At 73.5% G+C, this 21016-nt stretch carries 16 protein-coding genes; 5 read left to right on the top strand and 11 right to left on the bottom strand.

All coding sequences use genetic code 11. The features are described from left to right. Positions 1–171: 171 nt before the first annotated feature. The 3 genes from FJK98_RS07725 to FJK98_RS07715 are packed head-to-tail and all read left to right on the top strand — an operon-like array spanning position 172 to position 4166. Complete coding sequence (locus FJK98_RS07725; protein WP_145918412.1) at positions 172–2901, top strand: FtsX-like permease family protein; 2730 nt, start codon at positions 172–174, stop codon at positions 2899–2901. A gap of 57 nt (positions 2902–2958) precedes the next feature. Then, positions 2959–3438 carry a nitroreductase family deazaflavin-dependent oxidoreductase gene (locus FJK98_RS07720; protein ID WP_145918411.1) on the top strand — a complete coding sequence of 160 codons (480 nt, stop codon included), beginning with the start codon at positions 2959–2961 and terminating at the stop codon, positions 3436–3438. Further along, a complete protein-coding gene (locus FJK98_RS07715) occupies positions 3435–4166 on the top strand; it encodes a nucleotidyltransferase domain-containing protein (RefSeq protein WP_240762673.1) in 732 nt (243 codons plus the stop codon). Before FJK98_RS07720 ends, FJK98_RS07715 begins: the two co-directional genes overlap by 4 nt. Positions 4167–4174: 8 nt before the next feature. On the opposite strand, the gene FJK98_RS07710 is transcribed toward FJK98_RS07715, so the two are convergent. Continuing rightward, entirely contained in the window at positions 4175–4891 is a 717-nt protein-coding gene (locus FJK98_RS07710) for a VIT1/CCC1 transporter family protein (protein WP_145918410.1), read from the bottom strand. Beyond that, the gene (gene map, locus FJK98_RS07705; RefSeq protein ID WP_088645554.1) at positions 4888–5745 is read right to left on the bottom strand and encodes a type I methionyl aminopeptidase; all 858 of its coding nucleotides are present in this window, start codon (positions 5743–5745) and stop codon (positions 4888–4890) included. The genes FJK98_RS07710 and map overlap by 4 nt, the downstream gene beginning before the upstream one ends. On the opposite strand from map, the gene FJK98_RS07700 reads away from it, so the two are divergent. Continuing rightward, the gene (locus FJK98_RS07700; protein WP_145918409.1) at positions 5744–6148 is read left to right on the top strand and encodes an STAS domain-containing protein; all 405 of its coding nucleotides are present in this window, start codon (positions 5744–5746) and stop codon (positions 6146–6148) included. The two genes, map and FJK98_RS07700, sit on opposite strands and share 2 nt — an antisense overlap. 22 nt (positions 6149–6170) lie before the next feature. On the opposite strand, the gene FJK98_RS07695 is transcribed toward FJK98_RS07700, so the two are convergent. The 6 genes from FJK98_RS07695 to FJK98_RS07670 form a co-directional block, all read right to left on the bottom strand. Continuing rightward, a complete protein-coding gene (locus tag FJK98_RS07695) occupies positions 6171–9857 on the bottom strand; it encodes a SpoIIE family protein phosphatase (protein ID WP_145918408.1) in 3687 nt (1228 codons plus the stop codon). 175 nt (positions 9858–10032) lie between these two features. After that, the gene (locus tag FJK98_RS07690; protein ID WP_145918407.1) at positions 10033–10584 is read right to left on the bottom strand and encodes a pyridoxamine 5'-phosphate oxidase family protein; all 552 of its coding nucleotides are present in this window, start codon (positions 10582–10584) and stop codon (positions 10033–10035) included. Between the two features lie 60 nt (positions 10585–10644). After that, complete coding sequence (locus tag FJK98_RS07685; protein ID WP_145918406.1) at positions 10645–11358, bottom strand: gamma-glutamyl-gamma-aminobutyrate hydrolase family protein; 714 nt, start codon at positions 11356–11358, stop codon at positions 10645–10647. Continuing rightward, entirely contained in the window at positions 11355–12122 is a 768-nt protein-coding gene (locus FJK98_RS07680; RefSeq protein ID WP_145918405.1) for a 3-oxoacyl-ACP reductase, read from the bottom strand. The genes FJK98_RS07685 and FJK98_RS07680 overlap by 4 nt, the downstream gene beginning before the upstream one ends. Before the next feature lie 5 nt (positions 12123–12127). Continuing rightward, positions 12128–13474, bottom strand: a complete 1347-nt coding sequence (locus FJK98_RS07675; protein ID WP_370517067.1) for an aldehyde dehydrogenase — start codon at positions 13472–13474, stop codon at positions 12128–12130. Positions 13475–13588: 114 nt separating this feature from the next. Next, positions 13589–14953: a glutamine synthetase family protein gene (locus FJK98_RS07670; RefSeq protein WP_145918403.1), complete on the bottom strand. Its 1365-nt coding sequence runs from the start codon at positions 14951–14953 to the stop codon at positions 13589–13591. 539 nt (positions 14954–15492) lie between these two features. On the opposite strand from FJK98_RS07670, the gene FJK98_RS07665 reads away from it, so the two are divergent. Continuing rightward, a complete protein-coding gene (locus FJK98_RS07665) occupies positions 15493–16086 on the top strand; it encodes a hypothetical protein (protein WP_145918402.1) in 594 nt (197 codons plus the stop codon). Positions 16087–16143: 57 nt separating this feature from the next. Here the strand turns inward: FJK98_RS07665 and FJK98_RS07660 are convergent, their stop codons facing one another. From FJK98_RS07660 to FJK98_RS07650, 3 genes are all read right to left on the bottom strand, one after another. Next, positions 16144–17781 carry an amino acid permease gene (locus tag FJK98_RS07660; protein ID WP_240762671.1) on the bottom strand — a complete coding sequence of 546 codons (1638 nt, stop codon included), beginning with the start codon at positions 17779–17781 and terminating at the stop codon, positions 16144–16146. A gap of 445 nt (positions 17782–18226) precedes the next feature. After that, entirely contained in the window at positions 18227–18727 is a 501-nt protein-coding gene (locus tag FJK98_RS07655) for a DUF456 domain-containing protein (RefSeq protein ID WP_145918401.1), read from the bottom strand. Between the two features lie 121 nt (positions 18728–18848). After that, positions 18849–21014: a bifunctional diguanylate cyclase/phosphodiesterase gene (locus FJK98_RS07650; RefSeq protein ID WP_145918400.1), complete on the bottom strand. Its 2166-nt coding sequence runs from the start codon at positions 21012–21014 to the stop codon at positions 18849–18851. Positions 21015–21016 lie beyond the last annotated feature (2 nt).

Genomic DNA, 21016 nt, shown 5'->3' with positions numbered 1-21016 from the left:
CCGGCCCCGCCCGGCAGCCCGGTCCGACCGGCACAGCCCGGCAGCCCGGCCCGACCTGCACAGCCCGCCGGCGCGGCCCGACCGGACCGGGCCGACAGCACAGCCCGGCCCGCCCAGCCCGACAGCACAGGACGGTCCGACGGTGCGGCCCGACCGGCGGAGCCCGACGCGGTGGACCGGGCGGGGCCGCCCGGTCGGCTCGCCGGGACGGTCGGGTCCTGGCGGGCGGCGCTGCGGATCGCCCGGCGGGAGGCGCGGCGGGCGCGGGGGCGCACCGCGCTGGTGCTGACGATGATCGCGCTGCCGGTGCTGGTGCTGAGCTTCGTCGCGGTCACCTACGACATGGCCGACCTCACCCGGGAGGAGAGTTTCGCCCAGCGGGCCGGTGCCGCCGACGCCGAGCTGCGCTGGGTGGCGGAGAACCCGCTCCACCAGGACTCCTGGGGGGACGTGAACTGGGCCCGCACGGGTGACCAGGTGACCCGGGAGCGGCCGGTGGGCCGGACGGAGATCGAGGCGCTGCTGCCGGCCGGCAGCCGGGCCAGCCGGATCAGCTGGTGGGTGCCGTTCGAGGTGCGGATCGGCGACCGCACCAGGACCCTCGACGGGCGGGCGCTGGACCTGACGGACCCGCTGGCCCGCTCGACGGTGCGGCTGCGCTCCGGGCGGGTCCCCACCGCACCCGACGAGGTCGCGGTCAGCGCGCAGGCCGCCGCCCGGATGGGCGTACGGGTGGGCGGGGCGGTCGACGCGGCCGACGGCACCGGCCGGTGGCGGGTGGTCGGCGTGGTCGAGTTCCCCGACCAGCTCGGGGAGATCGTCGCCCTGACCCCGGCCGGGTTGTCCCGGGACGGGCGGAGCTACGACGAGAGCTGGCTGGTCGACCTGCCCGGCCCGCTGGACGCCGCGCTGGTGGAACGGCTCAACGCGCACGGCGTCCTGGTCAGCGCCGGGACCCCGGTGCCGGGCGCCCGCTCCCCCGACGGGTCGACGCTCAGCCTGCCCGACCCGGTCCTGGCGAGCAACGCGGTGCTGGTCGGCGGGCTCGGTCTGCTGGAGGTCGTCCTGCTGGTCGGCCCGGCCTTCGCGGTCGGGGTCCGGCGGCGACGGCGGGACCTGGCGCTGGTCGCGGTGGCCGGCGGCGACCCGGTGCACCTGCGGCGGATCGTGCTCGCCGACGGGGTGGTCCTCGGTGGGCTCGGGGCCGCGTGCGGGCTGCTGCTCGGGGTCACCGCCGCGCTCGCCGGCCGGTCGCTGGTCGAGGAGCACCTGCTGGGGGTACGCAGCGGGGGCTACCGGGTCTTCCCGGCGGCGCTCGCCGCGATCGCGGCGGTCGCGGTGCTGGCCGGGGTGCTGGCCGCGCTCGCCCCGGCGTTGGCCGCCGCCCGGCAGGACGTGGTGGCCGGGTTGGCCGGTCGCCGGGCCGCACCGCCGCACCGCCGCCGCTGGCTGCTCATCGGGGTGGCGCTGACCGTGCTGGGCAGCGGGGCCGCCGCGCTGGGCGCCGGCCGCGGCGACACCCCGGTGATCCTCACCGGGCTGATCCTGGGTGAGCTGGGCCTGGTCTTCTGCACGCCCACGCTGATCGGGCTGCTGGCCCGGCTCGGCCGGCTGCTGCCGCCCGCGCCCCGGATCGCGCTGCGCGACGCCAGCCGCAACCGCTCGTCGGCCGCCCCGGCCATCTCCGCGGTGATGGCCGCCGTCGCCGGTAGTGTCGCCCTGGGCGTCTACGTGGCCAGCGACGACGCCCGTAACCAGGCCGAGTGGCAGCCGGGGATGCCGCCGGGGCGGGTGCTGCTGCTGCGCGGCGACCGGGACTCCACCGGCCCGCTGCCCCCGCTTCCGCTGATCACCGAGCGGGTCCGGGCCGAGTTGGGCACCGACGCCGTGCTGCCGGTGGCGGTGCCCGGCTGCACGCAGGTGCGGCACCCGAGCGCCTACTGCACGGTCGCGCCGGTGCTGCCCGCCGGCCGGGCCTGCCCGTACGACGCGGAGTCGTACCGGACGTCCGAGGTCCGCCGCGCGGCGCTGGCCGACCCGCGCTGTGTCCCGCCGGTCCGCATCGTCAGCGGTTTCTACCTGCCCGCGATGGTCGACGACGGCGCCGCCCTGGGGGTGCTCAGCGGTGCGCCGGCGGCCGAGGTGGCGGCGGCGACCGCCGTGCTGTGGGCCGGTGGCGTGGTGGTGACCGACCCCCGCTACCTGGTCGACGGCCGGGTGACGCTCCGGGTCGACCGGTCGGTCGACGAATCCCGCCCGACGGTGGCCACCACCGTCACCCTCCCCGGTCACCTGCTGCGCGACGGGCTGCCGGTGGACCGGCTGGTGCTCTCCCCGGCCGCCGCCGCCCGGGTCGGCCTGCGGACGGAGCCGGTCGGTTTCGCCGTCGACACCCGGTCCGCGCCGACCACCGCGCAACTCGACCGGGTGGTCACCGCGCTGCGGCCGTTGCTGCCGGTGACGGCGCAGATCGAGCGGGGTCCGCCGCGCTCGGAGCAGCGGCCGGTGCTGCTCCTGCTGGCCGCCGGCGCCGGGGTGATCACCCTGGGTGCGGCCGGGGTGGCCACCGGGCTCGCCGCGGCGGAGGGCCGTCGGGATCTCTCCACGCTCGCGGCGGTGGGGGCCAGTCCCCGGGTACGCCGGGTGCTCTCGCTCTGCCAGGCGGGGGTGATCGCCGTGGTGGGTTCGGTGCTCGGCATCGCGGCCGGGCTCGGCTCCGCCCTGATCATCCTGACCGCGATGAACCGCCAGTACGCCCAGAACTGGCCGGTCCAGACGCCGTACCCGGTGGTGGTGCCCTGGCAGACCCTCGGCGTGCTGGTGGTGGTGCCGCTGGTGGCGATGCTCGGTGCCGGCCTGTTCACCCGGTCCCGCCTCGCGGTCGAACGCCGGCTGGACTGAGCGGCCCGCCGGGAGCCGGTGGGTGCGGACACCGCGTCGACCAGGCAGACTGGCCGGGTGCCCGTACTCGGAACCCTCACCCGCCGGCTCGGTCACCACGAGTGGTTCGGCGCCACCATGCGCCTGCTGGTCCCCGTCGACCGGATGGTCGGGCGGCTCACCCGGGGCCGGGTGGTCGCGCTGGGGCTGGTCCCCTCGCTGATCATCACGACCACCGGGCACCGTTCCGGCCTGCCGCGCAGCAACCCCCTGCTGTACGTGCCGGACGGCGACGGGTTCGTGGTGATCGGCTCCAACTGGGGTCAGCGGCACCAGCCCGGCTGGGTGCTGAACCTGCTCGCCCGGCCGCAGGCGGAGGTCGCCGTCAAGGGTCGCCGGCTCGCCGTCCGCGCCGACCTGGCGACCGGGGCCGAGCGGGAACGGCTCTGGCAGCTGCTGGTCACCGAGTGGCCGGCGTACCGGACGTACGTGCGGCGGGCCGGTGGCCGGGAGATCCACATCTTCCGGCTGGCCCCGACCGGTGCCGACCTGCCGTGACCGTGCCGGAGCCGGCGGCCGGGGTGGACCTGGACGATCCGCGCTGGCAGGTCGCCGGGCGGACGGCCGACGCGGCGCGGCGACGCTTCCCGGCGGACATCCTGGCGGTGGCCGTGCACGGCCCGCTGGCGCACGGCGACGACGACGGTGGCGGGGACGCCGAGGTCGGCCTGCTGCTGGTCACCTACCGGGCGGGCGGCGGCCCGGCCCCGTCGACCCGGCGGGTGGACGGGGTGCTGGTCGGGCTGACCGTGGCCGACGCCGACGGCTACCTGCGGCAGGCCCGGACGCTGACCCCGGCCTGGCCGCTGACCGCCGACCGGTACGTCACCACCGTCGCGCTGTACGACCCGACCGGCTGGCTGCGTACCCTGCGTGACGAGCATCTGGGCCGGCTGGCCCGGGCCCGGCCGGCGGAGTTCAGCGCCGCCGCCCGGGACGCCTGGTACCGGGGCTGGGCGGCGTACGCCCGCGCGACCCGGCTCGCCGAGTGGTACGAGACCGACCAGGCGCTGGTGATGCTGGGTGAGGCGAGGCTGGCGGCGGCCACGGTCAGCGGCCTGCTCAGCCGCACCTACTTCCGTGATCCGGGCGACGCGGTACGGCGTGCCGGGTTGGCCGGCGCGGACATGACCGAGGTGGGCAGGGTGCTGACCGGCCAGGCCGAGGAGTTGGCCGCCCGGGGCCGTCCGGTCGACGGCACGGTGGACGACCTGCTGACCGGCTGAGCCCGGGGTCAGCCGAGGCCGCCCTGCACCCCGATGAGCATCCCGATGAGGTAGGTCGCGCCGGCCGCCGCCGCGCCGAGCAGCAGCTGCCGCAGTCCGCCGGCCCACCACGGGCGGTGGGTGAACCGGGCCACGACCGCCCCGGCGACGAAGAGCCCCACCCCGCCGACGGCGAGCGCCAGCGCCAGACTGGTGGAGCCGAGCAGGTAGCTCAGCAGCGGGATCAGCGCGCCGACGGAGAAGCAGAGGAACGACGAGATCGCCGCCGCCCAGGGGCTGGGCTGTTCGTCGGGGTCGACACCCAGCTCCTCCCGGACGTGCACCCGCAGCGCCTCCTCCGGGTTGCGGCGTACCGCCTCGGCGACCTGGTCGGCCAGGTCGCGGGGCAGGCCCCGGGCCACCCAGGCGTCGGACAACTCCCGGGCCTCGGCCTCGGGGTGGCGTTCCAGCTCGCGGCGTTCCTTGGCCACCTCGGCGGCGACCTGCTCGTTGGCCGACCGGACGCTGGTGTACTCGCCCAGCCCCATCGAGATGGCGCCGGCGACCAGGCCGGCGGTGCCGGTGAGCACGATGCTGTGCGCCGACACCCCACCGCCGCCGACCCCGGCGATCAAGGCGATGTTGGTGACCAGGCCGTCCATCGCGCCGAAGACGGCGGGCCGCAGCCAGCCGCCGGACACGTCCGCGTGGTGCGCCTCCCGCAGCGCCGCCGGGGTGTCGGTCACGGCAGGGTGAGGATCTCGAAGCCGTCGTCGGTGACGACGATGGTGTGCTCGAACTGGGCCGTCCACTTCCGGTCCTTGGTGACGACCGTCCAGCCGTCGTCCCACATGTCGTACTGGTAGGTGCCGAGGGTGATCATCGGCTCGACGGTGAAGGTCATGCCGGGTTCCATGATGTCGGTGGGCCGGGGGCTGTCGTAGTGCGGCACGTACAGGCCGCTGTGGAACGCCTCGCCGATGCCGTGGCCGGTGAAGTCGCGGACCACCCCGTACCCGAACCGCTTGGCGTACGACTCGATGACCCGGCCGATCACGTTGATCTGCCGGCCGGGGCGGACGGCCCGGATGCCGCGCATCATCGCCTCGTGGGTGCGCTCGACCAGCAGCCGGGCCTCCTCGCTCACCTCGCCCACGCAGAAGGTGGCGTCGGTGTCGCCGTGCACCCCGTCGAGGTACGCGGTGACGTCGACGTTGACGATGTCACCGTCGGCGAGCACGGTCGAGTCGGGGATGCCGTGGCAGATGACCTCGTTGATGCTGGTGCAGCAGGACTTGGGGAAGCCCCGGTAGCCCAGCGTCGACGGGTAGGCGCCGTGGTCGACGAGGAACTCGTGCACCACCCGGTCGATCTCGTCGGTGGTGACCCCGGGCTTGCAGTGCGCGCCCGCGAGCTGGGTGGCCTGCGCCGCCAACCGGCCGGCGACCCGCATCTTCTCGATGGTCTGCGGGGTCTGCACGTGCGAGCCGCGCCACTGCTGGGGTTGCTTCCTGCCCACGTACTCGGGGCGGGCGATGTGGTCGGGGACCGCTCGCCACGGGGAGAGCGTGCCGGGGGTGAGCGGGGCACGGACGGTCATGACGACAGCCTATCTCCGGGGGGCGGGGCGGCTCCGGCACGGCCCGGCGGTTGTTGCCGTCACCACCGGGCTGTGCAATGGTGGCTGGGTGGATCTAGGGGGCGTACCGCCCGTGTTCTCCGCGCGCGCGGAGGTCACCGGGGACCACGTCCGCGTCACGGTGACCGGCGAGGTCGACATGGCCACCGCCGACACCATGGTCCAGACCACCCTCCGTGAGCAGGCCCGGCAGGTCACCCTGGATCTGCGCGCGGTCACCTTCTTCGACTCCGCCGCCATCCACGCGGTGGTCCAGCTCGCCCGGCGGTTCCCGGGCACGCTGACCGTGTTCCCGTCCCGGCAGGTCAGCCGGGTGCTGGAGATCTCCGGCCTCGGCGACCAGGAGTGGCTGCGCCCGGTCTGACCCGGGGCCGCGCCGGGCCGGCTCAGTCGGCCAGCCGGCGGCGCAGCGACACCTCGGTCCCCTCGTCGGTACGGCGTACCGTCAGCTCGCCGAGGGCCTCGATCAGCGCGAGCCCCCGGCCCCGGAACCCCGCCCCGGTCGACTCCCGCCACCGGCCGCTGTCGCGCACCGTCGCCACCACCGTGCCCTCGACGATCGACACCTCGACCCCGATCGTCGGCTCCACCGGCGCGACCGGGTGCTCGATGGCGTTGGCGGCGGCCTCGGACACGGCGACGATCAGGTCGAACAGGTCGTTCTCCCCCACGCCGTGCGCGACCAGGAAGTCCTCCAGCCGCTTGCGCAGCACGCTGAGCCGGTTCGGGTCGGCGGGCAGCCGCAACGCGAACCGGTTCAGCTCGGCGGCCTCCAGCGCCAGCACCGCGACGTCGTCGTGCCGGCTACGCCCGTCGACCCGCTCCACCACGGCGTCCACCAGGTCGGCGACGTGCGCGCCACCGGCCCCCGCGCCGGCGTCCACCCGGAGCTGGGCGAGCGCCGCGTCGATGCCGGCCTGCCGGTCCTCGATCAGCCCGTCGGTGTAGAGCAGCAGCCGACCGCCGGGGGCGAGTCCACCCTCGACGGTGCGGTAGTCGGTGCCGGTGATCGCGCCGATGGGCGGCCCGAGGGCCCGCTCGTGCAGGAACGCCACGTCGTCTCCTCGGATCAGCAGGGGGGACGGATGACCGGCGCTGGCATACCGCAGCCGGCCGGTGCGCGGAGTGAAGGAGAGGCAGAACACGGTGGCGAACGACTGCCGCTCGGTCGAGCCGACCAGCCGGTTGAGCCGGGTCAACGCCTGCCCCGGGTCGTAGCCCTCCAGCAGGTAGGCCCGCAGCCCGTTGCGGAGCTGGCCCATCGCGGCGGCGGCCTGGACGCCCTTGCCGACCACGTCGCCGATGACGAGCACCACCTCGTCGTCGCCGGTGCCGATCACGTCGTACCAGTCGCCGCCGACCTCGACGTCGGCGCTGCCGGGCAGGTAGCGGCTGGCCACCACCGCGCCGGGGAGCTGGGGCAGCGAACGCGGCAGCAGGCTGTGCTGGAGGGTGGTGGCGATCCGGTGTTCGGCCTCGTAGAGCTGGGCGTTCTCCAGCCGTACGCCGATCAGGCGGGCCAGTTGGGTGAGGGCGGCGTGCTCGGTGCCGTCGCCCTCCCGACGCCAGACGCGCAGCTCACCGAGCTGCCCACCGGTGCTGCCGGTCAGCGGCAGCACCTGGGACGGCTGGTCGGGGCCGGGGCCGGGGCCGGGGCCGCCGCCGTCGACCTCGTGCCGGGCGCCGGTGACCGTGGTGACCGACACCCGGGCCGCCTCGGCGAGGTGCAGGGCGTGCCGGGCGGCGACCCGGACCACGTCGGCGGTCGACTTCGCGGTGTTGACCGCCACGGCGGCGTCGGCGAGCGCCCGCAGCCGCCGGATGATCTGCCCGCGCAACTGGCCCAGCTCGACGTTGGCCCGGACCCGGGCGATCAGCTCCGTGCCGGAGAACGGCTTGGTGAGGTAGTCGTCGGCGCCCACGGAGAGGCCGGCGACCGCCTCGGCGGAACCGGCCCGCGCGGAGAGCAGCACGATCGGCACGTGCCGGGTGGCCGGGTTGGCACGCAGCGCGGTGACCAGGCCGTAGCCGTCCAGCCGGGGCATCATCACGTCGGTGAGCACCAGGTCGAACGGGCTTGCGGTGGCCTCCTGGAGGGCCACCGCGCCGTCCGGCACGGCCACCACCTCGTACTCGGGGCTGAGCAGCCGGGTGACGTGTTCGCGCAGGTCGGCGTTGTCGTCGGCGAGCAGGATCCGGCCGGCCCGGCCGGGGGCACCGGGTGCCGGGACGGACCCGGCCGGGTCGGGCCGGTCGGTCCACAGGGCGGTCTCCGCGACGTAGAGCGACGCCTGCGACGACTCGGTGGTGGGCAGCGGCCCGGGGCCGGCGACCCGGTCGGGCGGCAGGTGCGCGGAGCCGAACGGGACGGTCACGGTGACCGTGGTGCCGTGGTCGACCCGGCTGGTGGCGGCGACCGCGCCGCCGTGCATCTCCACCAGCTCGCGGACGAGGGCCAGGCCGATCCCGGTGCCCTCGTGGGTGCGCGAGCGGACCCCCGGGACCCGGTGGAACCGCTCGAAGACGTGCGGGACCTCCTCTACGGCGATGCCCACCCCGGTGTCGGCCACCTCCAGCCGTGCCGTGCCGTCGACCGCGACCACCCGGACCCGGATCTCGCCGTCGAAGGTGAACTTGAGCGCGTTGGAGAGCAGGTTGAAGACGATCTTCTCCCACATGTCGCGGTCCAGGAAGACCGGCGCGGGCAGCGGCGGACAGTCGACCACGAGCCGCAGTCCGGCCCGCTCGGTCGCCGAGCGGAACGTGCTGGCCAGCCGGGAGGTGTATTCGGCGAGGTCGGTGGGCTGGTAGTGGGCGGCCAGCCGACCGGATTCCAGCCGGGAGAAGTCGAGCACCGTGTTGACCAGCTTGAGCAGGCGCAGCGCGTTGCGGTGCATCACGGTCAGCCGGTCGAGGTGCGCGGCGGGCAGCGTCGGGTCGGCCAGCATGTCCTCCAGCGGACCGAGGACGAGGGTCAGCGGAGTGCGGAACTCGTGGCTGACGTTGGCGAAGAAGTTGGTCTTGGCGCGGTCCAGCGCGGCCAGCTCGGCGGCCCGGGACCGCTCCTGCTCGTACACCCGCTGCTGGCCGACCACCCGGGACACCTGCGCGGCGATCAGGCCCAGGAAGTCGCGGTACTCGTCGGTGAACGGCAGCCGGGCGGAGCGGCCGACCACCAGCGCCCCGGCGGGCTCGCTGGTGGCGGTGAGCGGCAGCACCAGGGCCCGGGGGGCGACGTCGCCCGGCACCGCGCCGAGCAGCTCGGCGACCTCGATCTCGGTGGCGACCCCGCCGGCGGCGACCCGGGCCAGCGTGGCCGGCAGCTCGGCCGGTACCCGGGCGGGATCGACGCCGCTGACCCCGGCCGGCACCGGCCGGCCGGGCTCGTCGGTCAGGTAGACCAGGGCGAACGGGACGTCGGCCCGGTGCCCGTCGAGCACCGCCGCCGTGGCCTGCCCCAGCTCGGCCATGCTGCCGGCCGCGCCGAGCCGGGAGCCGAGTTCGGCCAGGGCCCGCAGCCGGCGTTCCCCGACGACCCGGCCGGTGGTCTCGTTGACGAAGCAGAAGACGCCGTTGACGCTGCCGTCGTCGTCACGGATCGGATCGTAGGAGATGTCGAAGTAGACCCGCTCGACGAAGCCGTGCCGGTCGAGCAGGAACGGGTGGTTCTCGCCCCGGTAGGACTCGCCGCCGCGACGTACCCCGTCGAGCAGGGGGCCGAGCACGTCCCAGGTCTCGGCCCAGTGTTCCCGGGCCGGCCGGCCGAGCGCGACGGGATGCTTGTCGCCGATGGTGGGCCGGTAGGCGTCGTTGTAGAAGGCCAACTGGTCGGGGCCCCAGAACATCACGATCTGGGCCCGCGAGGAGAGCATCATGCCGATGGCGTGGCTCAGCGCCGCCGGCCAGGTGTCGGGGCTGCCGAGCGGGCCGGCCGCCCAGTCGTGTTCGCTCAGCCGGCGACCCATCTCGCCACCGGCCGCGAACGCCCCGGCCAGCCACGGCGGCAGTACGCGGTCGGCGGACGACAGCGCGGACAGCCCTCGTCCGTCCTCGCCCCCACGGGCCGAGCTCATCCGCGCCCCCTGCTTCGGCCGGTCGTGCCCCCCAGAACGCCTCGGCTCACGCCGGTCGCGTCCGTCTTCTACCCCGACGGATCAGGAACGTAACGCATGGGTTCGGACGGACGCTGGTAACCCGTGCCTCATCCTGCCGTCATCTGCCCGACAGCGCACGGTGAGGGGCCGGCGTTCAGAAGATCGGCAGGCCGTCGATGCTGGCCGCGTTCTTGGTCGCCCGGTAGGTGACCAGATCCTCGGCGGTCCGCCGGGAGTGTGACGTGAGCAACAGGTCCCGGTCGCCGCGGTAGTCCATCAGGGGCACCGCGAAGCCGCAGGAGTCACTGACCCGTTCCACGGTCACCCCGATCACCGCCCGCACGGCGTGCACGTCGGGCGGCTCGGGGAAGCCGGCCAGCAGCGCCGCGAAGCCCGGGTCGGTGACCGGGGTGGCGACGCCCCGCCCGTGCAGCCGGACGATCTTCGGCGGGCCGTCGAAGGCGCAGAACATCAGCGTGATCCGGCCGTTGTCCCGCAGGTGGGCGATCGTCTCCGCGCCGCTGCCGTGGTAATCCAGCCAGGCCACCCGGTGCGGGCCGAGCACGACGAAGGTGCCCCGCATGCCCTTGGGTGAGACGTTGACGTGCCCGTCGCCGCCGCTGGGCGCGGTGGCCACGAAGAACATCGGCTGCGCCTCGACGAACTCCCGCAGTCGACCGTCCAGCGCCGGATACACGGTCCCCATGCGGTCATCCTGCCGCCACCGACCGCATCTCGGGACAGTTTTCCCACCTGGCAGGAAGCATCAGCACTCCCGGGCCGCCCGGACCAGGGCGGTCACCGGGCGCGGGTCGTCGTCGTTCTCCGGATGCCACTGCACCCCGAGCAGGAACCGCCGCGCCGGGTCCTCCACCGCCTCCACCACCGAGTCGTCGGCCCAGCCGGTGACCGTGAGCCGCCCCGGATCGGCCACCGCCTGATGGTGGTACGAGTTGACCCGGTCCACCCCGGCCAGCACCGTCGCCGTCCGGGTCCCCGGCGCGAACCGGACCGGATGCTCCCCGTACACCCCCGGGGCGGGACGGTGCCGGTCGTGGCCCACCACGTCCGGCAGGTGCTGGTGCAGCGTCCCGCCGTGCGCGACGGCCAGCAACTGCATGCCCCGGCACACCCCGAGCACCGGCAGGTCGACGGCGAGCGCGGCGGCCAACAGCGCCGACTCCCCGGCATCCCGGTCGGGCCGGGGCTCGGTACGCGGGTCCACCGGCTGGCCGTAGCGCTCCGGGCCGACGTCCGCGCCGCCGGCCAGCAGCAGCCCGTCGAGCACGTCGACCACGTCGGCGTCCAGGTCGTCCGGGGGCAGCACCACGGCCCGGCCCCCGGCGGCGGTCACCGAACGGACGTACGCCTGCGGCACCAGCGACGCCGGCACGTCCCGCCAGACCGCCCAGCTCGCCGGCTCGACGTACCCGGTGATGCCGATCAGCGGACGCGCCGGACGCCCCGCGGACCGGCTCACAGCGGGGTGACGTACGCGCCGGTGATGCCGCCGTCGACGACGAACTGCGCGGCGGTCATGAACGACGAGTCGTCGCTGGCCAGGAACGCCACCGCGGCGGCGATCTCCTCCGGTGCGCCGAACCGGCCCATCGGCACGTGCACCAGCCGGCGGGCGGCCCGCTCCGGGTCGGCGGCGAACAGCTCCAGCAGCAGCGGGGTGGCGACCGGGCCGGGGCAGAGCGCGTTGACCCGGATGCCCTCCCGGGCGAACTGCACGCCCAACTCCCGGGTCATCGCCAGCACCCCGCCCTTGCTCGCGGTGTACGCGATCTGCGAGGTGGCCGCCCCCATCAGCGCCACGAACGAGGCGGTGTTGATGATCGAACCCTTGCCCTGCCGACGCATGTGCGGAATGACGTACTTGCAGCACAGGTAGACGCTCGTGGTGTTGACCCGCAGCACCCGCTCCCAGGCGTCCAGCCCGGTGTCGAGGATCGAGTCGTCGTCGGGCGGGGAGATGCCGGCGTTGTTGAATGCCACGTCGACCCGGCCGTGCCGCTGCGCCACCCCGTCGAAGAGGTCCCGCACGGCCGCCTCGTCGGCGACGTCGGTGTGCACGTACTCCCCGCCGACCTCCTCGGCGGCCCGCCCGCCGGCCTCGTCGTCGATGTCGACGCAGACCACCCGGGCCCCCTCGGCGGCGAACCGCCGCACGGTGGCCAACCCGATCCCGCTGCCCGCCCCGGTCACGACGGCGATCCGGTCCTGTAGCCGACCCTGCACTGGCGTCACTCCTCTGTGCTGATGAAGACGTTCTTGACGTCGGTGAAGGCGTGCAGCGCGTCCGGACCCAGCTCACGGCCGAGCCCGGAACGCTTCATCCCACCGAACGGGGTCCAGTAGCGCACCGAGGAGTGCGAGTTGACGCTGAGGTTGCCGGCCTCCACGGCGCGGGCCAGCCGCAGCGCCCGGCCGACGTCCCGGGTCCAGATCGAGCCGGACAGGCCGTACTCGGTGTCGTTGGCGAGCCGGACCGCGTCGGCCTCGTCGTCGAAGGGGAGCACCGAGACGACCGGCCCGAAGATCTCCTCCCGCCAGTGCCGGTCGGCCGGGGAGTCGGCGAGCAGCACCGTCGGGGCGTGCCAGAAGCCGGGGCCGTCGGGGCGGGAACCGGTGAAGGCGACCGACGCGCCGTCGACGTAGCCGGCGACCCGGTCCCGGTGCGCGGCGGAGATCAGCGGGCCCATCTCGGCGGTCTCGGCGGCCGGGTCCTCCACCCGCAGCGCCCGGACCGCCGGTTCGAGCAGTTCCAGGAACCTGTCGTACGCGGGGCGCTGGACCAGGATGCGGGAGCGGGCGCAGCAGTCCTGGCCGGCGTTGTCGAACACGGCGTACGGCGCGGTGGCCGCCGCCTTCTCCAGGTCGGCGTCGGCGAAGACCAGGTTGGCGCTCTTGCCGCCCAACTCCAGGGTGACCCGTTTCACCTGGGCGGCGCAGCCGGCCATGATCCGGGTGCCCACCTCGGTCGAGCCGGTGAAGCAGACCTTCCGCACGGCGGGGTGGGTGACGAACCGTTCGCCGACCACGTCGCCCCGGCCGGGCAGCACGGTGAACACGCCCTCCGGCAGGCCGGCGGCCAACCCCAGCTCGGCCAGGCGCAGCGCGGTCAGCGGGGTCAGCTCGGCGGGTTTGAGCACGACCGTGTTGCCGGCGGCCAGGGCCGGGGCGAAACCCCAGCCGGCGATCGGCATCGGGAAGTTCCACGGGACGATCACCCCGACCACGCCGAGCGGTTCGTGGAAGGTGACGTCCCACCCGCCGGGCACCGGGATCTGCTGCCCGGTCAGCCGCTCCGGCGCCCCCGCGTAGTAGTCGAGCACGTCGCGGACGTTGCCCGCCTCCCACCGCGCGTTGCCGATGGTGTGCCCGGAGTTACGCACCTCCAGCCGCGCCAACTCCTCCAGGTGGCTGTCGACCAGCCCGGCGAACCGCCGCAGAATCCGCCCCCGCTCCCCCGGCGCGACCCCCCGCCACGACGCAAAGGCGGCATCCGCCCGCCCGATAGCCGCATCCACCTCCCCCAGCTCGGTGGCCGCCACATCCCCCACCACATCCCCGCTGGCCGGATCGACCACCCGCGTCACACCCCACCCCTTTCCCTGTCGATCATGGAGTTGTGGTGCCCCACAAAATCCACAACCAGCCACATATCGTCCACCACAACTCCAGGATCGACAGCGGGGTGGGGGTCAGAGGCGTTCGAAGCCACGGGTGAGTTCCCAGTCGGTGACGGCGGCGTCGAAGGCGGCCAGTTCGACCTTCGCGAGGTTGGCGTAGTGGGCGTGCACCTCTTCGCCGAAGGCGGCGCGGGCGATCTCGGAGTTCTGCCAGAGGGTCAGGGCGTCGCGGAGGGTCGCGGGGACGCGCTCGGCGGCCGGGTCGTCGTAGGCGTTGCCGGTGCACTCGTCGGCCAGCTCCAGCTCCTGTTCGATGCCGTGTACCGCCCCGGCGACCAGGGCGGCGATCGCCAGGTACGGGTTGACGTCCGCGCCGGGCACCCGGTTCTCCACCCGCATCCCCTGCCCGTGGCCGACCAGCCGCAGCGCGCAGGTGCGGTTGTCGGTGCCCCAGCGCAGCGCGGTCGGCGCGAACGAGCCGGGTTGGTAACGCTTGTAGGAGTTGATGTTCGGGGCGAACAGCAGGCTCATCTCCCGCATGGTGGCGAGCAGCCCGGCCAGCACCCGCTGCCCGGTGACGCTGAGCTGCGCCGGCCCGTCACCGAGCATCGCCGAGCGGCCGTCGACGTCGCGCAGCGAGAAGTGGATGTGGCAGGAGTTGCCCTCCCGGGCGTTGGGCTTGGCCATGAAGGTGATCGACACGCCCTCCTGGGCGGCGATCTCCTTCGCCCCGTTCTTGTAGATCACGTGGTGGTCGGCACAGGCCACCGCCTCGTCGTAGCGGAAGGCGATCTCGTGCTGGCCGAGGTTGCACTCACCCTTGGCGCTCTCCGGGGTCAACCCGGCACCGGCCATCTCGGTGCGGATGCGGCGCAGCAGCGGCTCCACCCGGGCGGTGCCCAGCAGCGAGTAGTCCACGTTGTATTGATTCGCCGGGGTGAGGTCGCGGTAGCCGCGCCGCCACGCCTCCTCGTACGAGTCGCGGTAGAGGACGAACTCCAGCTCGGTGCCGGCGTACGCGGTCAGCCCGTGGTCGGCCAGCCGGTCGAGCTGCCGGCGCAGGATCTGCCGGGGCGAGGCGACCACCGGGCCGGAGCCGTCCAGCCACTCCAGGTCGGCCAGGAGCAGCACGCTGCCCGGCTGCCACGGCATCCGGCGCAGGGTGGACAGGTCGGGACGCATGGCGAAGTCGCCGTAGCCGCGTTCCCAGCTCGACATGGCGTACCCGTCGACGGTGTTCATGTCGACGTCCACGGCGAGCAGGTAGTTGCAGCCCTCGCTGCCGTTGGCGACCACCTGGTCGAGGAAGAACGGGGCGTGGAACCGTTTGCCCTGGAGGCGGCCCTGCATGTCGGTCAGGGCGAGCACCACCGTGTCGATCTCGCCCTCGGCGACGGCGACCCGGAGCTGTTCCAGCGTGAGCGGGGCTTTCCTCATCCGTGCGCCTCCATCACCAAGGTCTACCGGCCGAGCGGATCACCGTCAATGCCCCGTCCGGGCGGGCCGGCAAACCCCCCGGCCCCGGGCGGTCCGGCCGGGCCCGGCCCGCACCCGGCGGCCCGGCCCGCCATGGTCCGCCGGCGCCCCGCCGTCGGCCCGGGACCGGACGCGGCTCCGACATGCCAAATGAACGGGAATTGTCGTACGCACAACGACGGAAACGCTTTTCCCAGAAGCGGGAAAGAAGCACCACGACACGCCACTCATCCGTTCGGACACATAGCCGACCGCACCGATCGGTAATCGGACGGCGACCTTGCGTGGAAGTTGGCGCCCTTGCCAGAATTTGAGCCGGCCGGTGCGACACACGACATTCTGTCGGCCGATCGCACGACCACTTTCCCCTGACCGGCTGCGCATCAGCGCGCAATGCGTCGACGGGTCACCGGAGAGCGGAAGTTCGGCCCCCTCGGTCGCACCCGGCCGGCCTGCAAATACCCGAACTGCTTTATCACGACGCAACCGAAGGACGCGTAATGACGAGAGTACGTCCCAGTGGGAAGCCCCGGGCGCTCGCCGCCCTGGTGGCGATCGCCGTGTCCGCCGCGCTGCTCGCGGTGGCCGGTCCGACCCAGGCAGCCCCCCGCACCGCCGGGGCCGACGCCGCGCAGCCGGCGGCGGGATCGTCCGCCACGGGCGGCACGAGGGCCGGTCGCCTCGCGCCGCTCTCCGCCGGGGCCACCGGCGTGTCGGCGGGTTCCTATGGCACCCTCGCCTCGACCTCGGTGACCGGGACCGTCGGTTCCATCACCGTCACCTGCACGCTGACCCCGAGCACCCCGTTCGTCTACTACGGCGGCCCGTACGGCGGCGGCGAGGAGGGCCTCGCCACGGTCCGGTGCACCTACCCCGTCTACGCGGCCCAGGTCGAGGTGGCCTTGTTCCGCTACGGCACCCAGGTCACCTACGCCACCTACACGAACTACAGCACCACCACCACGACCGCCGACACCGAGTACCCCCGGTCGAGCGGCGAATACAAGACGGGCGCGGACGCCTTCATCACCTGGACCTACGGCGGCCCGACGACGTTCATTCCGCTCACCTTCAGCAACAGCGTCACCCTCTGACGGCCCTCTGACGACCCCCGGCCGGAACCCCGCAGGGCTCCGGCCGGGGGCTCGCGGTCAGTCCGGTGCGTCGGCCCGGGCGGCGTCCGCCGCCGGTGCCGCCGGCCCGGGTACGTCGACCGTCCGGCGGGGGCCGGTGAACCACTTCCGGGCCGAGGCGTACCACCAGATGCCCACCCCGAGCAGCACCCCGCCGACGGCCAGCGGGGCGTAGTTCACCGCCGACCAACTGAACTCCGGGTCGCCGGGCACCCCGGCCGGCACGATCGGCAGCACGAAGTAGACCGAGATGATCACGATCTCGACGACCGCGATCCAGCCGAGGAGTTCGTACTTCCGGCCCAGCGTCCACGGCCCCGGCTCGAACCGGTCGCCCAGGCGCAGCCGCAACGCGATCGGGATGACGAAGGACAGGTAGAGGCCGATCACCGCCACCGACACCACCGCGTAGAAGGCGACCGGGATGCCGGACGGGCTCTCGTAGAGCGCCGGCAGGGTGAGCACCAGGCCGGCCAGCGTCGCCCCGATGATCGCGTTGGCCGGGGTGCCGTTGCGGTCGACCTTCGACCACAGCCGCCAGCCCGGCACCGCCCGGTCCCGGCTGAACGCGTACGTCATCCGGCTCATCGAGGTCACGCAGCTCATTCCGCAGAAGAACTGCCCGATGGTGGAGATGATGATGACCGTCTTGAAGAAGAACGGGGTCAGCGCGGATTCGAAGATGGCTCCGGAGAATCCGTCGGCCGCATTGATCGCGTCCACGTCGGTGGCGGCGAACAGGAACGCCAAAAGCAGGATCCAACCGCCCACCGCCGAATAGAAGATCGACCGCCACAACCCCTTGGCGGCGGCCTGCGACGCGCCCCGGGTCTCCTCGGACACGTGCGCGCAGGCGTCGAATCCGGTGATCGTGTACTGGGTGAGCAGGAATCCCAGCGGCAACACGTAGAACCAGAACGTCAACCCGCCGGTGTCACCGTCACCGAACCCCGAGTTGTTGAACCGTTCGGTGAACACGAACTGGAAACTCTGGTGCCGGTCGGGGACCAGCAGCAGAATGGCCACCACGGCGGCGGCGCCGGCCACGTGCCACCAGACCGACACGTTCTGGAGTACGTCGATGATCCGGTGCCCGAAGATGTTGATCAGCCCGTGCAGGGCCAGGATGATCACGAACAGGACGAACGCCTGCCGCAGCGTCCCCGCCCACCCGTCGAACAGCGCCGACAGGGTGAGGTTGAGGAAGGTGGCGCAGCCGTAGTCCACCGACGCGGTGACCGCGACCAGGCCGATCAGGTTGAGCCAGCCGGTGAACCAGCCGTGCACCGGCTTGCCCATCTTCGCCGCCCACCAGTAGATCCCCCCGGCCGTCGGGTACGCCGAGACCAGTTCGGCCAGGCAGAACCCGATGATCAGGATGAACAGCGAGATCAGCGGCCAGCCCCAGGAGATGGCGACCGGCCCGCCGTTGTTCCACGCCTGACCGAAGGTGGTGAAACAGCCGGCCAGGATCGAGATGATCGAGAACGAGATGGCGAAGTTGGAGAAGCCGCTCCACTTCCGGTGCAGCTCCTGCTGGTAGCCGAGTTCGGCGAGTCGTCGGGCGTCGTCGTCCGGCGCGTGCGGTTGCCCGGCGGTCGGCGGTTGCCCGGTGGTCGGCGGTTGCCCGGTGGTCGGCGGGGGCGTTGTGGCCACAGCACACCTCCCTGAGGTGGTACCCGGAACTGCCCGGGTGATCCCCGGGTGCGCCCGAGTCTCGTCCCGCCGATCACGACGGTCAATCCGTTGCCGGTGCCGAACCCGTTACGGTCACGTCACCCCGGGCGGTAATGAGGTTGCCCCGGGCCCCGCACCGACGCATGCTTGAGCCCGTGACCAGGCCCGATCGCGACGGGCCGACGCCGGGCACTCGGCAGGAGCCCGGCACCACGGCGGCGCGGGACGCCCACCTCTCTCTCACGTACGGCGTCGTGCCGTACCCGACGGGCGTCCCGCCCCGCCCACTCCCGCCTTGATCCACTCGCCTGGGTCGATGTTGCGGTATCCGCCCCGCTCGGACAGCACAACTTCGGCCCACCTGAGTCGATCTTGCCGGCCGGTCGTCGGCCCGGATGAGGCGATCGAGGGCGGGCCCGGCGGGTCAGGTGAACAGGAGGCCGGCCACCCAGAGGGCGGCGATCACCAGGCCGGCCAGGAACTCCACGAGCATCGACAGGCCGGCCGCCTTCAGCGCCTGCACGGTCGCCGGCCAGGCGAGCTGGTTGCTGCCCAGCCGCAGCCGTTCGGCCCCCCACACCCCGCCGACGAAGCCGATCACCAGGCCGACCACCGGGATGACGAAGAACCCGACCAGCCCGAGCAGACCCCCGACGAGCAGCGACGACATGGGTACCCCGGTGCGCTTGAGGTTCCGCCCCGGCCAGGCGTACTTGACCACCGCACCGCCGGCGGCGACCACGGTGGCGGCGGCGAGCACCGCCCAACGCCCCGGCCCCGCGCCACCGAAGAGCGCCCACAGCAGCACCCCGCCCCAGCACAGCGGCAGCGCCGGCAGGCCGGGCACCACCACCCCGGCCAACCCGGCGACGATCGCGATCGCCGCGATCACCGAGAACGCCGCCTCACCGTCGGTCAGGCTCACCCCGCCACCTCTCCCCCGCCCGGTCCCGCCCCGGTCACGTCGTCACCATGCCAGAGCACCGGCCTCCCCGCCGGCCACCCGCACCCGACCGGCCCCCACCCCGAACCGCCCGGGGAGCAGGTCACTCCGTCGTCTCCCCGCGCAGCCGGGCGGTGATCTGGTCGGCCGGGGCGGGCGGGCCGAACCAGCGGCCCTGCCCGGTGTCGCAGCGCAACGCCCGCAGCCGTTCGGCCTGCTCCCCCGTCTCCACCGCCTCGGCGGTCACCGACAACTCCAGCGCGTGCGCCAACCGGACCAAGGCGTCGACGATCCGTTCGTCCCGGTGGTCGGGTGAGGAGTCGCCGCCGTCACCCCGGATGCCCTCGACGAACGGGCCGGCCAGCTTCAGGCAGTGGATCGGCAACCGCCGCAGGTACGCCAGGTTCGAGTAGCCGGTGCCGAAGTCGTCGATGGCCAGTCGTACGCCCAGATCCGCCAACCGGTACAACGACCGTAACGGCTCCCCGGCGGTGCCCATCACGGCGCTCTCGGTCAGCTCCAACTGCAACAGCTCCGCCGGCAGGCCGCTGCGGCTCAACGCGCTGGCGACGGTGTCCACGATGGCCGGATCGTCGGCCTGCCGGGCGGCCAGGTTGACGCTGACCACCAGCTTGGCCTCCGGGAACTCGCGGTGCCAGGCACGGGCGTCGCGGCACGCCTGCCGCAGCACCCACTCGCCGAGCCGGACGATCAACCCGGTCTCCTCGGCCAGCCCGATGAACCGGTCCGGACCGACCAGACCCCGCTCCGGGTGTGCCCAGCGGACCAGCGCCTCCACCGCGAGCATCGAGCCGTCCAGCAGGGAGACGATCGGCTGGTAGTGCACCACGAACTCGCCCCGGTCCAGGGCCGCCGGCAGGCCGGCCGCCAGCGCGGACCGGGCGATGTCGGCGGCGCTGCGCTCCGGGTCGTACACCGCCCAGCGGCCCCGGCCCTCCGCCTTGGCCCAGTACAGCGTGGTGTCGGCGGCCTTCATCAGCTCGGACACGCTGGTCTCGCTGGCCGGGCACTCGACCACCCCGACGCTCGCCGAGACGGCGAGCTGGTGGTCGCCGACGAGCACCGGGGCGGCCACCGCGGCGAGCGCCAGCTCGGCGACACCGACCGCGTCGTCGATGCCCTCGCCGCCGTTGACCAGGATGACGAACTCGTCACCACCCATCCGGGCCACCAGGTGCCCCTGACCGATGACACAGTCGGACAGCCGCCGGGCGATGGTGACCAGCAGCCGGTCGCCGAGGTCGTGACCGAGGCTGTCGTTGACCGCCTTGAAGCCGTCCAGGTCGAGGAAGCAGACGCCGATCCGCTGCTCGGGCCCGGCGTCGGCGAAGACCTGACCGAGTTTCTCGAAGAACAGCGTCCGGTTGGGCAGGCCGGTGAGCGGGTCGTGCAGCGCCTGGAACCGCAGCCGCTGCTGGAGTTCGTACCGCTGGGTGATGTCCTCGATCATGGCGACCGTGAACCGGGGCCGGCCGTCGTCGTGCCGGATCAGCGAGACGGCCAGGTCGGTCAGGACGACGCTGCCGTCCTTGCGGTAGTAGCGCTTCTCCACCCGGACGCTGTCGTGCTTGCCCTCGATCAGCTCCTGGTACAGCTCCCACATCCCGGCCGCGTCGTCGGGGTGGAACAGCGACGCGACGTTGGTCTGCCGCAACTCCTCCGGGGTGTAGCCGAGCATGTCGGCGAAGGACTGGTTGACGTCGATAATCTGACCGTCGATGCCGGCGAGCCCGATGCCGATGGCCGCCCCGGTGAAGACCGCCCGGAACCGCGCCTCGCTGTCGCGCAGCGCCCGCTCCACCGAGTCCCGCGCCTGCCAGGCCGACCGGGCGATCCGCTCCTGCTGGCTGAAGGTACGGTCGCGCAGCGCCCGGCCGAACCCGGCGGCCAGCCCGCCCTGCAACGCGGCCACCCGGACGGCCAGGTCCGGCGGCGGGTCGTCCGGCGGCAGCACCCGCTGCGGCAACTGTTCGCCGAGCGCCCGTACCGACCAGTCCAGGATGCGCGGTTCGGTCAGGTGCGCCTCCACCAGCGCCCGGCCCACCTCCTCCGCCGGGGCGGCGGAGAACTCCTCGGCGAGCAGGGCCCGCGCCAGCCGTACGGTGTGCGCCAGCAGCAGCCGCTCGGTCTCGTCCGTGCTCATCGGCACGAACCCGAGCCGGCGTACCGCCCGTGCCCAGTCGGCGGCGTAGCCCTGCGCGCCCGGACGGGACGCGTCGGTGCCGCCGGGGTCCGGAACGGCGGACATGG

The organism is Micromonospora sp. HM134 (assembly GCF_007833915.1).
GTDB classification, from domain to species: domain Bacteria; phylum Actinomycetota; class Actinomycetes; order Mycobacteriales; family Micromonosporaceae; genus Micromonospora; species Micromonospora wenchangensis.
This window is presented reverse-complemented; position numbering and strand designations above follow the sequence as displayed.

Bases quoted from the DNA above. Each gene is read 5' to 3' on its own strand.
- FJK98_RS07700 (WP_145918409.1), top strand. From the start codon at position 5,744: ATGACGACAGCCTATCTCCGGGGGGCGGGGCGGCTCCGGCACGGCCCG.
- map (WP_088645554.1), bottom strand. From the start codon at position 5,745: ATGACCGTCCGTGCCCCGCTCACCCCCGGCACGCTCTCCCCGTGGCGA.
- FJK98_RS07695 (WP_145918408.1), bottom strand. From the start codon at position 9,857: ATGAGCTCGGCCCGTGGGGGCGAGGACGGACGAGGGCTGTCCGCGCTG.
- FJK98_RS07690 (WP_145918407.1), bottom strand. From the start codon at position 10,584: ATGGGGACCGTGTATCCGGCGCTGGACGGTCGACTGCGGGAGTTCGTC.
- FJK98_RS07670 (WP_145918403.1), bottom strand. From the start codon at position 14,953: ATGAGGAAAGCCCCGCTCACGCTGGAACAGCTCCGGGTCGCCGTCGCC.
- FJK98_RS07665 (WP_145918402.1), top strand. From the start codon at position 15,493: ATGACGAGAGTACGTCCCAGTGGGAAGCCCCGGGCGCTCGCCGCCCTG.
- FJK98_RS07650 (WP_145918400.1), bottom strand. From the start codon at position 21,014: ATGTCCGCCGTTCCGGACCCCGGCGGCACCGACGCGTCCCGTCCGGGC.